The sequence below is a fragment of the Methylobacter sp. genome (assembly GCF_023227905.1).
Classification (GTDB): Bacteria; Pseudomonadota; Gammaproteobacteria; order Methylococcales; family Methylomonadaceae; genus Methylobacter_A.
Genome location: NZ_JALOCF010000045.1, coordinates 23,578 through 39,237 on the forward strand (window position 1 = coordinate 23,578; position 15,660 = coordinate 39,237).

At 47.8% G+C, this 15,660-nt stretch carries 12 protein-coding genes; 6 read left to right on the plus strand and 6 right to left on the minus strand.

The window, feature by feature from the left end; translation table 11 throughout:
- Positions 1 to 58 precede the first annotated feature (58 nt).
- Both M0R47_RS16180 and mepA read left to right on the plus strand, forming a co-directional pair.
- Positions 59 to 952, plus strand: a complete 894-nt coding sequence (locus M0R47_RS16180) for a VacJ family lipoprotein (protein WP_292556672.1) — start codon at positions 59 to 61, stop codon at positions 950 to 952.
- A 46-nt stretch (positions 953 to 998) separates the two neighbouring features.
- Positions 999 to 1,838, plus strand: coding sequence for a penicillin-insensitive murein endopeptidase (gene mepA / locus M0R47_RS16185; protein WP_292556674.1), 840 nt, complete (start codon positions 999 to 1,001; stop codon positions 1,836 to 1,838).
- Between the two features lie 16 nt (positions 1,839 to 1,854).
- Here the strand turns inward: mepA and M0R47_RS16190 are convergent, their stop codons facing one another.
- On the minus strand, positions 1,855 to 2,070 hold the full coding sequence (locus M0R47_RS16190) for a hypothetical protein (protein ID WP_292556676.1): 216 nt from the start codon (positions 2,068 to 2,070) through the stop codon (positions 1,855 to 1,857).
- A gap of 152 nt (positions 2,071 to 2,222) precedes the next feature.
- Entirely contained in the window at positions 2,223 to 2,828 is a 606-nt protein-coding gene (yfbR, locus tag M0R47_RS16195) for a 5'-deoxynucleotidase (RefSeq protein WP_292556678.1), read from the minus strand.
- Between the two features lie 127 nt (positions 2,829 to 2,955).
- Between yfbR and ylqF the strand changes: the two genes are divergently transcribed.
- Positions 2,956 to 3,876, plus strand: a complete 921-nt coding sequence (gene ylqF, locus M0R47_RS16200) for a ribosome biogenesis GTPase YlqF (protein WP_292556680.1) — start codon at positions 2,956 to 2,958, stop codon at positions 3,874 to 3,876.
- A gap of 442 nt (positions 3,877 to 4,318) precedes the next feature.
- On the opposite strand, the gene M0R47_RS16205 is transcribed toward ylqF, so the two are convergent.
- Complete coding sequence (locus tag M0R47_RS16205) at positions 4,319 to 6,640, minus strand: methyl-accepting chemotaxis protein (protein WP_292556682.1); 2,322 nt, start codon at positions 6,638 to 6,640, stop codon at positions 4,319 to 4,321.
- Between the two features lie 713 nt (positions 6,641 to 7,353).
- Positions 7,354 to 8,961, minus strand: coding sequence for a protein adenylyltransferase SelO (locus M0R47_RS16210; protein ID WP_292556684.1), 1,608 nt, complete (start codon positions 8,959 to 8,961; stop codon positions 7,354 to 7,356).
- Positions 8,962 to 9,172: 211 nt separating this feature from the next.
- On the opposite strand from M0R47_RS16210, the gene M0R47_RS16215 reads away from it, so the two are divergent.
- The 3 genes from M0R47_RS16215 (at position 9,173) to motB (ending at position 13,216) form a co-directional block, all read left to right on the plus strand.
- Entirely contained in the window at positions 9,173 to 10,906 is a 1,734-nt protein-coding gene (locus M0R47_RS16215) for a multicopper oxidase domain-containing protein (RefSeq protein ID WP_292556686.1), read from the plus strand.
- Between the two features lie 541 nt (positions 10,907 to 11,447).
- Entirely contained in the window at positions 11,448 to 12,296 is an 849-nt protein-coding gene (motA, locus tag M0R47_RS16220) for a flagellar motor stator protein MotA (RefSeq protein WP_292556688.1), read from the plus strand.
- Between the two features lie 8 nt (positions 12,297 to 12,304).
- Positions 12,305 to 13,216 carry a flagellar motor protein MotB gene (gene motB / locus M0R47_RS16225; protein WP_292556690.1) on the plus strand — a complete coding sequence of 304 codons (912 nt, stop codon included), beginning with the start codon at positions 12,305 to 12,307 and terminating at the stop codon, positions 13,214 to 13,216.
- A gap of 719 nt (positions 13,217 to 13,935) precedes the next feature.
- Here motB and M0R47_RS16230 read toward each other — a convergent pair.
- Positions 13,936 to 14,265: a hypothetical protein gene (locus M0R47_RS16230; protein WP_292556692.1), complete on the minus strand. Its 330-nt coding sequence runs from the start codon at positions 14,263 to 14,265 to the stop codon at positions 13,936 to 13,938.
- A 281-nt stretch (positions 14,266 to 14,546) separates the two neighbouring features.
- The coding region (locus tag M0R47_RS16235; RefSeq protein ID WP_292556693.1) for a diguanylate cyclase at positions 14,547 to 15,660 on the minus strand (1,114 nt) is incomplete at its 5' end.

Consider the following 15,660-nt stretch of genomic DNA (forward strand, 5'->3'; position numbering starts at 1 on the left):
AAGAATTGTTCGATACAAGCTTCCAACCCCACCAAAACTAAGTAGATAGAGATAATCCATGAGCATGCAAAAATCCTTCATCAACACTCGTTTATTAGTGAGTAGCCTGGTTCTATCAAGCGTGATTGCGGGTTGTGCCACCACCCCAAAATCTGACGACAAGGATGACTGGGAAGGTTGGAATCGCGGCACTCAAGAATTTAATGACGATGTGGACAAGGCTGTTTTAAAGCCCATAGCAAAAGGCTACTTGGCAATAACCCCGCAATTCGTTAATGACGGCATAACCAATTTCTTCAGCAACATGAATGACATCGGGGTAACCGTCAATGATTTGTTGCAACTTAAAATGACCCAAGGCGGTATGGATGCCAGCCGCTTTCTGATTAACACCACGGTTGGCGTTGCCGGCTTTATCGATGTGGCAAAAATGATTGATCTGCCCAAGCATAATGAAGACTTCGGCCAGACCCTAGGCTTCTGGGGCGTGCCATCGGGCAATTATCTGGTATTGCCGTTTTTTGGAGCCAGCTCACCCAGAGAAGCCGTGGGAGCCATTGGCGATGCTTTATTAAACCCGCTCACCTATACTTTTGCAGTTGCCGGTGGCGGAGCTGCTATCAGTGCGGTCAATGCGGGAGCCAAAGCGGTTGATGTCACCGATACCCGCGCCGACTTGATACCAACCGAAAAGATCGTTGATGAAGCCTCCGTCGACCGCTATTCCTTTATAAAAAATGCGTATCAACAACGCCGCGAGTATCTGGTTCATGACGGCAATGTCCCTGAAGAAGATGAACTTCAATTGGAAGATGAGGCTACGACAGAGGGCACGGATGCTGTGAAAGCAAACACCGCTGCACCGACAAATGTCAGCACTCGTCCCGGCGCAGCCCCTGTTACTGATAATTCCAAACACTTCCTGAACTTATCAGCGCCCGACAAGAAATAAACCTGACAACGGGCGGCCGACTCATCCGGCCGCCCTACATTCTAAAATGAAATTTTCGATATTCATCCTATTGCTGGGCATTTTTTCCGAATGCTTTTCATCCCCTGTCGACAACAACTGGGCGATAATCAAACAATCCGCACAAATCGGCGACAGCGCCCAAAGCATTGGTTCTTATACCGCCGGTTGTTTAAGCGGTGCAGCACAGCTACCTCAAAACGGCACAGGCTACCAATTGATGCGCCCTAGCCGTGGACGGTCTTATGGTCATCCGGACTTGATTCGCTTTATCGAGAGCATAGGCCATACCGCCCATTCACGGCACTGGGGCGTTTTGCTGATTGGCGATTTGGGTCAAGCGCGTGGCGGGCCGACCCCAAGCGGCCACCGCAGTCATCAAACCGGGCTCGACGTCGATATCTGGTACCTGCTTTCACAGCAGGCCGCAACCCGGAGCCTGGCGTTTAATGAACGCGAGCACTGGAGTTCGCCCTCGGTTCTGGTCGCCAAGTCGGATGCCATTGATGATCGCCAGTGGTCGGCGGCTCATGAAAAAATCCTTGAGACCGTGGCACGCAGACCCGAAGTAGACCGAATCTTCGTCAATCCCAGCGTCAAGCGCCTATTGTGCACACGTAAATCCGCCCACGACTGGCTGAGAAAAGTGCGGCCGTGGTGGGGGCATGATGATCACTTTCATGTACGGCTCAAATGCCCGCTGAACAACAAAGACTGTACTGGACAGGAGCCGCTTCCTGAAAGCGATGGTTGCGACGCCTCGCTGGCATGGTGGTTTTCAGAAGAAGCTAAAAAGCCGGTTCCCGCAGCAAAAAAACCGGGGCCGCTCGCACTGCCTGCGTTATGCGATGCGGTTTTAAACAAATAGCGTTTGGCTAATCAATCTAAATCAAGCCTTTCTCATCCCGGGTCGGAACGATAAAACCAAGCCCGTCATCCGTTGCAATAAATTCGGACAACTCCAAGCGCAATTTATCCAATGCCTCATCAAGCGTTTCCTGCTTTACCTGATGAAACGAAGGCAACATGGTCGATGCATTATGGTATTTTAAAATATCCAGCAATATCCTGGCTTGTTCAATGGTGTATCTGTGATTCACAACTTCTCCATAGTACTTACTAATCTGTTTCATTTTTCACACAAGCTTAGGCAGTTCTAACAGCTTCGCCAATTATTTTGCCTTCGGTTTTTTATAGATGAGAGCATTATAACGTGAGATACCCCGACTAAAAACCCACTTTACTAGCCGCTTCAATAGGTTTTCATCAATCCATCCAGCGTCAATCCGCAACTGGGCGCAAACGTCTGCATAAAAAAGGCAACTTCCGGTTGTTCCGATGCGCCGATAATTAGAGCCAATTGCTCGGCAGCGGTTTCAAACTCTGAATTACCGGCTTTTAGTTCAGCCTGGCATTTGAGATAGGCCGATATTTTATCTGCGGCCTTAATAATCTGCACATGCTCCGGCGGCATTTTATCGTGATGAATCAGCGCCTGAAAATCAGCCTGCAACTCTGCCGGCAATAGAGCCAGCAATTCTTTCTCCGCCTGCCTTTCGATCTGCTTGTAGGCCGCACTGATTTCTTCGGAGTGGTATTTGATGGGCGTCGGCAAATCGCCGGTAATGACTTCGGTAACATCATGATACAAGGCCGCCGCCGCAACGGCGTTGGCATCGACATTTCCCTGGTAATAACGGTTTTTAATCAAAGCCAGCGTGTGCGCAATAACCGACACCTCCCAACTGTGCTCCATGACATTTTCAGCATGCGCATTGCGCTTTAGCCCCCAGCGCTTAATCCATCTTAATCGTGATAAATAGGCGTAAAAGCTGCTTGATATGGGTGTTTCTTTCATAGGCTTGATATTTAATGCTTGATGGCAAAGTTAATAGTTTGATAAATCTGCATTTTGCGGCTGCAATCTGGTATCTTGTGTGTCTATTTTACGCGTTACACATAACACTACTAAATTTAAATATATCATGCTTATCCAGTGGTACCCCGGCCATATGCACAAGGCCAGCAAAGAGGTCAAAGAAATCCTGCCCCAGGTTGACCTGATCATCGAAATCCTGGACGCGCGCATCCCGTTCAGCAGCCAAAACCCGATGCTTGCTGACTTGCGCGGCGACAAGCCCTGCATCAAAGTACTCAGCAAGAGCGACCTTGCCGATCCTGATGTTACGCAGCAATGGCAAACCTATCTGGAGCGGGAGCAAGGCGTAAAAACCCTGGCGCTGACCACCGAACATCCAGAAAAAATGCGCCAGCTGCCCGACCTGTGCCATAAAATGCTGCCCAATAAAGCCAGCAGCGACAAACCTATCCACACGCTGATCATGGGCATACCCAATGTCGGAAAATCCACATTGATCAACATCTTGGCCGGAAGAATCATCGCTAAAACCGGAAACGAGCCGGCCGTCACCAAGACCCAGCAACGCATCGACATCGGCCAAGGCATTATTCTTTTAGACACGCCCGGCATGCTGTGGCCCAACGTCGAAAACAAGAACAGCGGCTACCGGCTGGCGACCACCGGCGCGATCAAGGATACCGCCATCAGCCATGAGGATGTCGCTTTTTTCGCCGCCGAATTCCTGCTACAGCATTACCCGGATTTACTGCAAGCCCGCTATCAACTGGAGCCGCTCCCGGAAAAAGAGCAACAGCTGATGGAAGCTATCGGCAAAAAACGCGGCTGCCTGCGCTCAGGCGGACATATCGAGATGGATAAAGTATCCAAAATTCTGCTGGCTGAATTGCGTGCCGGAACCATCGGCAGAATCAGCCTGGAAACACCCGCCATGATGGAAAAGGAACTGACCGAACTGGTGATTATTCGCGAACAAAGAGAAGCCAAGAAAAAAGCGCGGAAGCAAAAATGGAAAGGATCAAGTTAGTCCGTAGTTGGAGATAACTTGAAACGCTAACCCTGCTTAAACAGCGCTTTACGAGTGCATGGACAGGAAATGATCCAGTCGTTTCTCTGCCTTGCCTACACCTACACGGACAGATATTTGCTCCTTGGCAACTGCTCCTGCATTGCCTACAGGGATGTAGGTACTTAGCGTGAGCAGGAGCGGAAGCTGCGCCTAGAGCGCCTACTGTTGGCGCTCTCGATTGCTGTTCCCGACGCATTCTACCTCCCCCATCCTTGGGGTCGTACCTCCTGCATGACCCACAGGGATGCGGAAAATGCAGATAGTGCAGGAGCAATTGCCGAGGAGCGGAAGCTGCGCCTGGAGCAGCATCAGCAGGCATTTTTAGGCGGCACAAAATAAATCAATAGCTGAAGTTACGCAGTTAATCGAATTTATACTGATTTAACGCTCCAATCTCAGATTAAAACTCTTCCCACTCGCTATTATCGCGTTTCGGCTTGTTATAAGCTGCGGGCGCCGGGACTGATGCTGTCGGCGCTTTTTTACTACGCTCGATTACTTTAACGGGTGCCGAAGCCCCTATCTTAGAATTTACTGCAAAGAAACTGAGCAACTTCGTCATGTCCGTAGATTGCTCACTCATGGCAATACTGCCCGCTGCCGCTTGTTCGGCTAAAGCTGCATTTTGCTGAGTAATATCATCCATTTGAGAAACCGCCTGATTGACCTGATCAATACCCGCCGTCTGCTCTGCGCTGGCATTTGCAATTTGAGAAACTATTTCCCCTACTTGTGCAACACTGTTGACGATTTCAGTGAGTGCCGCGCCTGTCTCATTGACAAATGCCGTGCCTGCACGGACTTTTTGCACACTGTTTTGGATTAAATCACTGCTTTGTTTGGCCGCAACGGCACTTCGTTGAGCCAGATTACGAACTTCGGTTGCGACAACCGAAAACCCACGGCCCTGCTCTCCCGCCCTGGCGGCTTCCACAGACGCATTCAGCGCCAGCAGGTTAGTTTGGAAGGCGATTTCATCGATCACGCTAATGATCTCGGCAATCTCATTGCTGCTGTCGTTAATATCCTGCATCGCAACTATTGCTGACTTAACTACCTCGCCGCCTTTTTGCGCTAACTGGCTTGCGGCATTGACAACCCGATTTGCCTGCTGCGTGTTATCTGCATTATGTCTTACGGTACTGGCAAGCTGTTCCATGCTGGCGGCGGTTTCCTCCAGATTGGCCGCTTGCTGTTCGGCTCTATGCGACAGATTGTTATTACCGCTGGCCATTTCCTGCGACGAACTATCTATAAAATCAGCCACATCCCTGATTTGAATAATAAACTCACTGAGCTTCGCTAAGGTGCTATTAATATTATTCTTGCATTCAGCGTAAACGCCTTCATATTCAGTGGTAATGGAACTGGTTAAATCGCCTTGAGACATATTTTCCATCACTCTATTGATATCATTAAAGGCGCTTTCTATAACATCCGTTAATTCATTGATGCCGGACGACAACATTTTGGCAAACCCATGTTTATCGTCCATATTAATGCGCGTACTCAGGTCGCCCGCCTTAACACCCTGCACTAATTGCGCAATCTCTTGTTCGATTCTTATATCCTGTGTCCTGTTTTGCCATTCGGCAACAAAACCGATGCGTTCACCCTCGTCGTTAATCACGGGGCTGGCAATAACATTAATATGTTGCCCTCCAACAATCAACTCTGCGCTATATGCTTCCTTTAAGCTTTCCAACAGGCGTCGTTGATGAGCGGGATCCTTGTGAAAGCTGTCGATGCTTGCGCCCATCAGTTTACCGGCATCAAAGCCCGGCAACTGTTTACGAATATCGCTTTCCGCTTTCTTGAACATTTCCAGGACACTGTCGTTCAGATAAATAATTTCAAGATTATTATTGGCTACCATTACACCGGACCTGACATTATCCAGCGCCTGGTTAATACGTTTAGCTTCCGAGGCATCGTCCCTGGATTGCGCCAGATCCAGGCTCAAATTTATTTCCATTGAATACAAGGCGCGCTGAAAATCACCGATCAGGTCATTCCGGCTTAAATCCTGCACATTGCCAAACCTTTTCTCGGCCAGACGATAAAAAACACCGATGGTTTTATTTAACATCCTGGTGAAGTTCTGAACCACATTGAACACTATCGCCGACGCAACCGTTACTGATACGGCAACACCCGCTAATAGCGGATAATCCTGCGATAAGAACAACTGATACATTAAATAAAGGACGGGACCCAAAAGCAGCGCCAGTGCAAATGCCATTTTTTTCCAGACGTCCATTTCTTTAATGGAACTGACCATTGCGGCTAAACCGGTAGGCCTTATTGTCGCTTTCTTTGCATTCAGCAGCTTATATAGCTGCTCTGCCTTTTCAATCTTTTCCCGGCTTGGCGCGCGCCGAACGGAAAGGTATTCATGAACCTTGCCATTTTTAAACACCGGCATTGCATTCGCGTCCACCCAATAATGGTCGCCGGATTTGGTCCTGTTTTTTACTATGCCATTCCAAGGCCTAAGCGCTTTTAAGTTCATCCATAAATCTTCAAAAGCGGCTGACGGCATGTCAGGATGCCGGACAATATTATGATTTGCGCCTATCAGTTCATCGCGGGTAAAACCGCTGATAGCGACAAACTCATCATTGACGTAAGTAATGGCGCCTTTTAAATCGGTTCGTGAAACCAGCAATCCTCCTTTTTTCATCTGGATTTCTTGGTTAGTTACCGGCATATTTACTTTCATTTAAACCCCATCTTTCGAACCGAAATATTCGTTTTATTATTATTAAGTTTTGGTAGTTCCCAAGCTCAAGCCTAGGGATTCTATTTTGGAAATCTGTCCCGAGCATTGTCGACAGAATCCAGATAACTGTTTCGCAAAGCTACGACCGCACGGACAAATATTTGCTCCTGCGTCGCCTTTGAGATTCCCAATCTGGGGATTGAGAATCCGCACAAGTATACGCTTCCTGTCCCGCTGGAGAGAACTCCGCACTAATTTAGTCCACAATAGGTTTTTAGAACCCTCCGTACATTACCAGTACGGAACCCACTTGCAGCTCTGACAACCAATTAATAAAACGCTCTCGCGGCGCCTGATAAATCGCGTCTCTAATGGCCTTTTTACTTCCGACTTGGGAGCATCGAAACATAGACAAATGCGCATGGTGATTCCTGATGAGTATGGCTATCGGCTAGACGATGCCAGTGAACTTTTATAGCAGGGACAGGAAATAGAGCAAGGGAGAATCGCCAACTACGTGCATGCAGTCAGGCCGTCGGTTTTATCGGTTAAAACTATAATTTAATTCCAAGAGACAACGTGGCATGACGGCCATTTATCAACATAAGTTTAAAATTTTAAACCGCGTGGGTAAGGGCTTGGCCTGCAAGATTGTAGTGAATTATGGGCGGACAAGCAAAGCTTTCCCGCCTGCTACGATAGGTACGGCACGATTAAGAGCTGCACGACAACATCGAACAACCCGGCCGCTGCCTTGCCCAATCGGGGCGTTTTGAGGCGAATCCTTCTTTGCTTGGCTGTTCGTCGTAGGGATGGCGCAACAGTTCCAGCAGCTCGCTAACCATAGAAAAATCGCCCTGCTCTGCCTTATCGATCGCCAGTTGCGCCAGGTAATTTCTCAGCACGTATTTTGGGTTGGCGGCATTCATGATTTTGATTCGTTCGGCATCGGCTATACCGGAACTTTGCACCCGCTTTATGTAAGATTTAAGCCAGTTGCCAAGACGCGTCTTGTATTCATCGGTTAATTGCTCCGGCACATAATAGGCATCCATTAGCGGTGCCATGAGGGCGTCATTGCTGAGTTCAGCATCCATGACCAACTGCGCAAGCTTGCGATAAAAAATGGTCATGTCCGTTTCAACCAATTGCAGCAGAATCAGCAACTCGGTATTTAGTGCGTCATCGGTTGCCGGATCATAGACATTAAGCCCCAGCTTGGCGGCGACCATGGCTTGCCAACCCGGCTCAAAGGTTTCCACGTAGCTGTTGATTGCCTGTTGCAGGGGTTCGACCTGCTCTATCAGCGGATAAATCGCATTAGCCAGCTGCCCCAGGTTCCAGAACGCGATTTGCGGCTGATTGCCGAAACGGTATCTGCGCTCCGCCGAGTCGGTGGTGTTCGGCGTCCAGCCAGGGTCGTAATTTTCCAGCCAGCCGTAAGGGCCGTAGTCTATGGTGAGTCCGAGTATCGACATGTTGTCGGTATTCATCACGCCATGAACAAAGCCGACCCGCTGCCAGTGCACGATCATATCCGCCGTTCTGCGGCAGACTTCTTCAAACCATCTAAGATAAACGTCCAGGGACGGCTCGCCTAAATGCGGAAAGTCGGTGCGAATCGTAAAATCGACCAGCTTTTTCAACAAGTCAATCTCGCCTCGGGCGGCAAAAATCTGGAAATTACCAAAGCGGGTAAACGATGGCGCAACCCGGCAAACGACAGCGCCCGGTTCAGGCCGGGGATTGCCGTTGTAAAACATGTCCCTGATAACTTCTTCACCGGTCAATATCAGGCTCAATGCCCGCGTAGTCGGCACGCCCAGATGATACATGGCTTCGCTGCATAAAAACTCGCGCACCGAGGAACGCAGCACCGCCAAACCGTCAGCAGTCCTTGAGTAAGGCGTTTCGCCTGCGCCTTTCAGCTGCAACGTCCAATGTTCGCCTCGTCGATTGACCGTTTCACCCAGATTGATCGCGCGACCGTCACCGAGCTGCCCCGCCCAGACGCCGAACTGGTGACCGCCGTAACAGGTTGCATAAGGGTCCATGCCGGGTAACAGGCGGTTACCGACAAACACTTGGGTAAAATCATCGGATTCGCAGTCTTCCGGACTCAAATCCAGCAGTTCTGCAACTTCTCTGGAATAAGCGACCAGTTGCGGATTGGCAACTTGAGCCGGCATCACCCGCGAATAACAGGCACCGAATACCTGCCGGCGAGTATTGGCTGTCTGCGGATCGGCGGGCAATTCACGGATAAAGCGGTTATCGAAGATCAGGCTATCGAGCCCGCAAGTTTTTGTCTGGGAATTCATTTGCTCTACCTTATCTGCAAGAAATTACTGACTGTTTGGTTAACGATGGCGTTCCCACATAGCCATAAAATCTGTAATTTATAATTTAATCTTATTCTAACGTTAAAAATGAATTTTCCTTGATATTCAGTTAAAATGGTCTGGTTAAAGAACCTCCGCTTTAAGTAAGCGGTGCGTGATTTTATTTAGTAGTATTTTTTGAGGTCGTTGTATGCATAAAAATTTTCTAACCTTCATGTGCGGTGCCACTCTGCTCCTTGCGCATCCTTGGAGTCAAGCGGCCAGTGATTTGCCCCCAACGGCCAAGGTAGAACTGGGACCGGTAGAAGAGGTATGTTCCGACTTTACTGATCCGGAATGGCGGAAAGAGCAAACCATTGATGGCGTTAAGATCCAGGCTTCACGCCTCTGCAATCCCGACAATCCAGCGGATATTGCCGCATTTGTGAAAGGTACCAATGGCATTTCCATGTCAACACTGATGGAGACTCAGCTCGCTGCGGACGCCATTACCATGTCTGATGATGTCGACGGCGACGGCGACCCTGATAAAATTATTATCAAACTTGAAGTTGCCGAACTGAACGGTCATTCACCGGATATGAAAGACCCAACCACGACTTTCGATATCGCGCCGGGCATCCAACCGACTTTTTGGGTCTTTGCCCCAAAAACCCGCGATATGTCGACGCTGAGCATTTATGAACCGGTCGCCAATCCATTGCTGCGCGCACCGTCTCCGGTCATTCGTGTCGAACAGGATGACGTAGTCTGGCTGGTTCTGGAAAACACCCATTATTTGCCGCATTCCATACACTTGCATGGTATCGATCATCCATTCATGGATCATGGCGGTAGCGGTAATGACGGCGTTGGACAAACCAGCAACATGGACACCATGCCGGGGCAAAGCAAAACCTATGTGATTAAGCCGCGCCAACCGGGCACCATGTATTATCATTGCCATGTTCAGCCGCACACCCATATTCCAATGGGCTTGCAGGGCATTTTTATCGTTGAGGAAAACCGCCCCAACAACTGGCCGCAAACGCTTAATGTCGGTGCCGGCCAAGTTCGCCATCCATCGGTAGCCGTGCTGGAAAAATATGCAAGGGAATATGACTTGCATTATCAATCGGCGGATAAAGAGTTACATGAGCTTGTCGCCCGGTCAGCCAACGATCCACGGCTGATTGCCAAGCACATGAATATGGAATACGACACGACCGATGCCAAAGATGACTATTTCATGCTCAATGGCCGTTCGTTCCCTTACACATTAAGGGAATCGCTGATTGAGATGAAACAGGATGAGAAAGTTAAACTGAGAATTCTGAATGGCCATACCGAAGCCATGGCTGTGCATATCCACGGTCACAAGCCGATTATCACTCACTATGATGGTGTCGATAACGGCCCTGGCTCATATATCCAGCGTGATGTGCATGGCATGGTGCCTGCGCAACGTGTTGACCTGGAATTAAATGGTGCGGATGATGGTTTGAATAGCTTTGGACAAGGTATCTGGATGTTCCATGACCATGTCGAAAAAGCGTTCACTACCGACGGCGTGGGTGAAGGCGGCGACATCAGCCTGGTTGTCTACGATGGCTTCCTTGATGAAAAAGGCATACCCAAATCGCACGGCATGAGTCTTGCGCCCTATTTCACCAAAGGACTCTGGAAACGCAATTATCCTATCTGGCAGGATTATGATGAATGGCGCAGCTTAGGTCTGCCTGACCTGAAAGCCGCCTATCAGCCTTCTAAAGTGGCTGTACAAAACGTACAACCCCAATGGGCGCCGACAACTCCGGCAGCAGAAGAGGAAAGCTCTGCATTCGGCAATTTGATGTTCGGCTTGATACTGGGATTATTAAGCTATGTACTGATCATTAATCGGCAAACGATTATTGATCGTGCCCGTAAACTGCTTAATAAATAACTTCAACCGTTAGCTAGAGACATTACCTACATGGATGTAGGTAATGAACGGCAGCATTGCACTGTAATTCTCTAGACTTAATTCCCATCCTTCTGCGCAAATCTCACAGGCGTACAAGCGATGCTTTTCAGTATCCGCCGTACCCATCCATCTACACTATCACTACCAATTTCAATTTTCCGGCTATTACGCGGCGTTAGAAAGGCGTGATAAATGCCCAAGGAAATTCAGTCTACGCAGGCGACAGCGTCTGATTAATCTATACTTGTAAATCCAAAGCAAACTTTTTTTCAGTACTGCTGTTAGTGTTCGCGATGTTTTTATGTGGCTGGATTCATCATATGCAACGAAAGATTAGCCCTTGCGTCTCAAAATCAAGTTAAAATATCCTCAAGATTATTAATAGGGAATAGGAAAAGCCAAGATTTAAAAAATCAGTTTTGTGCTGACCAATATATAATCATGCACTGTTCATTGCTTAATATTGACGTGTACGTTTCATTTAATTATTTCAATATAAACCAATCACAAAAGGGAATACATGTTAGTTATTGTTGGATATTTGGTTCTCTCCATAGCAATTATGGGCGGATTTATCGGCGGCGGCGGACACCCCGGCGTTCTTTTTCAGCCCTTTGAATTTGTTATTATTATTGGTGCTGCTTTAGGTGCTTTCATCTGCGGGAACTCCATGACGGTTATAAAATCCGCTGTTAGCCAAGCTACCGCTACCTTAAAAGGCTCACCATACACTAAAGACTATTATCTTGAGCTGCTGCTGTGCTTCTATGCCATTACCACTAAAACACGCAAGGAAGGCTTATTATCGCTGGAAAGCATTATCGACGACCCGAAAAGCAGTCCGGTTTTTACACCCAGAATTCTCGCTGATCACCATTTATTGGAGTTCATCTGCGACAACCTACGATTGATCGTTACCGGGGTTGAGGTCTATGCGCTGGAGGAACTGATGGATCAGGAACTCGAAACCCATCATGAAGAAGCCCATGCGCCCATTAAAGCTGTGCAGAATATCGCTGACGGTTTACCGGCTTTTGGGATTGTCGCGGCCGTACTAGGTGTCGTACATACCATGGAATCAGTCGGCATTCCTCCATCCGAACTGGGCAAATTGATTGCCGCGGCTCTGGTAGGAACCTTCCTGGGTATTTTATTGGCCTATGGCTATATCGGCCCTGTCTCGGCGGTAATGGCAGAACGCGTCGAAGCGTCGAGCAACGTCTTCAAATGCGCCCAAAAAGGCTTGTTATGTTGCGCCAAGGGCGTATCCCCCGCTATGACCGCGGAATATATGCGCACCATGATTGCTTCCGCAATGCGCCCCGGCTTTCAGGAATTGGAAGAACAGCTGAGAGCCAATAAAGGTTAATTTTAAAAATGTCCGACCAACAACCGATCATCATAAAAAAAGTAAAAAAAGGCGGCCATGCTCATCATGGAGGCGCCTGGAAATTGGCTTACGCGGATTTTGTTACCGCCATGATGGCCTTCTTTTTACTGATGTGGCTATTGGGAACAACCAGCGAACCGGAACGCAAAGGCATTGCCGAATACTTTCAAGATCCTTTTAAGGCATCTAAAGAAGAAAGAGGCTTGGATGTCGGAGACCGGACCAGCATTATTCAAGCCGGCGGCTCAGATATTACCTCGCAGGACCTAGGCCAAGTCGACAAAGGCAAGACAGCTGAAGAGGTAGAGATTACGCCAGAGGAAATTGAACACCAAGCCGAAGAACTTGAGAAGGAGAAACTTGAAAACCTAAAGCAAAAAATCCAGGATAAAATAGATTCGACCTCGGACTTAAACGAGTTCAAAGAGCAAATCAAACTGGAGATAACCTCCGAAGGCCTGCGAATCCTAATCGTCGATGCCCAGAACAGGCCCATGTATAAACTGGCCAGCGCGGAAACCGAGCCGCAAATCAAGTTGATTTTGAGAGCTTTGGCGCCAGCTATCAACGAACTGCCCAATAAAGTCAGTCTAAATGGCCATACTGATGCCCGACCTTTCCCGCCAAATCAAAAAAAATACACCAACTGGGAACTTTCTGCCGACCGGGCCAATGCCGCTCGATATGAATTAACTCAAGGCGGACTTTCTGAAGAAAAGATTTTAAGAGTTATCGGATTATCGTCCAGTGTTCCCTACACTCCCACCGCAGAGCCACTGGACCCAATTAACAGACGAATTTCGATCATTGTTATGAATAAAAAAACCGAGCAAGAGATTCTGCATAATGTGGGCGATGAAGCAAGCACGGAGACAACGCCGCCGCCAGCCAAGGAATAAGGTTTTTTACTTTATACTTGAAATACAACCTGTTCCACTAGCTTTAGCTTGATTACATGGCCTGTCACGCCTGCTGCTTCCTTTTTTCGATAAAAACGCAATTTACTCTGCCCCTCCGGTTGCCAGTTTTCCTTTTTATTTCTGACCTCGGCCTGTAACACTATATGCGTTGAGGTTTTCTCAATCAATGACGCCATGACATTAAGGTAGCGGTCATTCCGTGTAACGGGCGGCTTGAATACGGTGCTAATTTCTTTGGCGATAAGTTGGGGCTAAAAGATAACTCAATGGTGCTAAGGTATTACCAATAGCCAGGATGATCATAAAATCTTTAGATAAATATCCTGACAAACAGATTTGTCGTACTCAGCATCTTGCCTGCGAACTCCGTAGCAGTAAAAAGCAGTATTTGAGATAGGTTTCATATGTTTTTATGTGAGAGATTAATTATTGTGAAAACTTAACACTCTAATAATGCGCACAGCATACCCTACCCAACTGGAAATCTTAATACATAGAATACATTGCCCTTTGGGATATTATGGTCATTCTGGTACTCGCAAATGGTGCGCGATGCGCCTTATCCAGATGAAAAACTAAACGCTTCGAATGAGCACAGCGTTAAGATAGGACGGGCTAGCGCTGGAAGTCCATCGTTCACGATTGTGGATGGGCTTCGTGCCTCTGCCCATCCTATGAACTACATCGTTTTTTCAGGCTTATTTTTTATAGAACTTTTTAGTGTAGCAGGACATAAGCAGCCCTCTAACCGTTGCAATATCGCTTTGTTTATAGAGCTGACTGTCCTTATCACTCATAGTAGGCATCAGATTTTTTGTTTCATCGGAAATATTACTATTGCTAAACACTGAATCCGCCGCACAATCGCAGTAAGATTTGGCTTGTTCTGCAGAGCGAGTGGAACTTTCCTGTTTTATACAGTTATTAATGAAAGCTGATTTAACCTGGAATCCATTATTCTTCTCTCCACCACATGCCGATAAGCCGATGCATAAGGCCGCGGTAAACATTAAAATTTTCTTATTCATTTTATTCCTTATTGTCGATTATTATTATTGAGTCACATTGGGCAAACTTGTTTATGCCGACATTCAGATACATCAAAACAATTAAAATATTCACACGCAGTATCGCCGAGATTACACATTCGGAGCCATCTATTTTTTTAACGTGGTTATGTTTCGCCGGTTACCCTTATTGGGCTGTCAGGGAAGCAGTGGGTATTCCGTCCGAATGCGCTGAGTTGCGAGAAGATGCAACCCAAGCTACGTTGCTGAAAATAAGCGGTTACACGAATTTATTTACCCTCTTATTGAAGCTCCAAATCCACCGACGATTGATAACAAAGCCGGTTTCTGCCGTCGGCTTTTGCTTGAAAAAGATTATTATCGGCTACTGCCAGCATCTGTTCAAAACCGTCAAAGCTAAGATCGTCGTTCAGGCCTATGCTTATAGTAACCTGAAGCTCAGGATGTATGGTTGACCAAGGGAAATTTTCAATACTTTTACGTAGCCTTTCGCACTGTTCCGCTGCGCGTATCAACGGCGTTTCAGGAAAAATAACGACAAATTCTTCACCGCCATAACGGGCAACAACATCGCTTGCGCGTATGCCGTCATTCAATATGCCGGCAACTGCTTTCAGCACTTCATCACCGATGGCGTGAGAAAACTTGTCGTTTACCTGCTTAAAATGATCAATATCGCCGATCATAAAACTCAATGGATGCTTATACCGTTTCATCTGGTTGAAAAGCTTATTCGCCTGTTCATTAAAATAGCGGCGATTATAGAGTTGAGTCAATTCATCGCGGATGCTCAGCTCCTTTAAAAGCAAAGCCTGCTCGCTAATGGTGCAGTTGGACTCCTCCAGTTTCCCATAAGCCTGGGCAAGATCAGCACTCATACGATTAAATGCTTCCGCAAGGATAGCTGTTTCATCCTTGCCATGCACTGTCACCGTTTGGCGAAGTTCTCCTTGGCTCATGGCTCTGATAGCCGTTGTCAGTTCATGAAGCGACTTGCTTAAGCGTTTGCTGAACAGAAAGCCGAGAAAAATCGCCAGCGTGCCGGCAATAACAAATGCATATATCAGCGCTTCCCTGATTATCGCCAGATAATTCCGGTCTATCGCTGATAAATTGGGCTTGCCCTGAGGAATCGCCAATGCCAGTACCTGATTTTCCAGCATAATGGGAGCCACTCCCAAACGGTCCGACACCGGCACAAATTCTCCATATTCATATTTTCCGCCGCCCAGTAACACCTTGCCCTGCGAATCGAGCAATATGAACAGGAACGGCGGAGCCCACTCAGGTTCATCCGGCATCGGCGGCTTTAGTCGCCGCCCGGCAGGCTCTATCCGGTCTTCTGGCCTGGGAAAGAACGACTCATCAGGATGTGTGCCTGTTAACGTGCGCCTG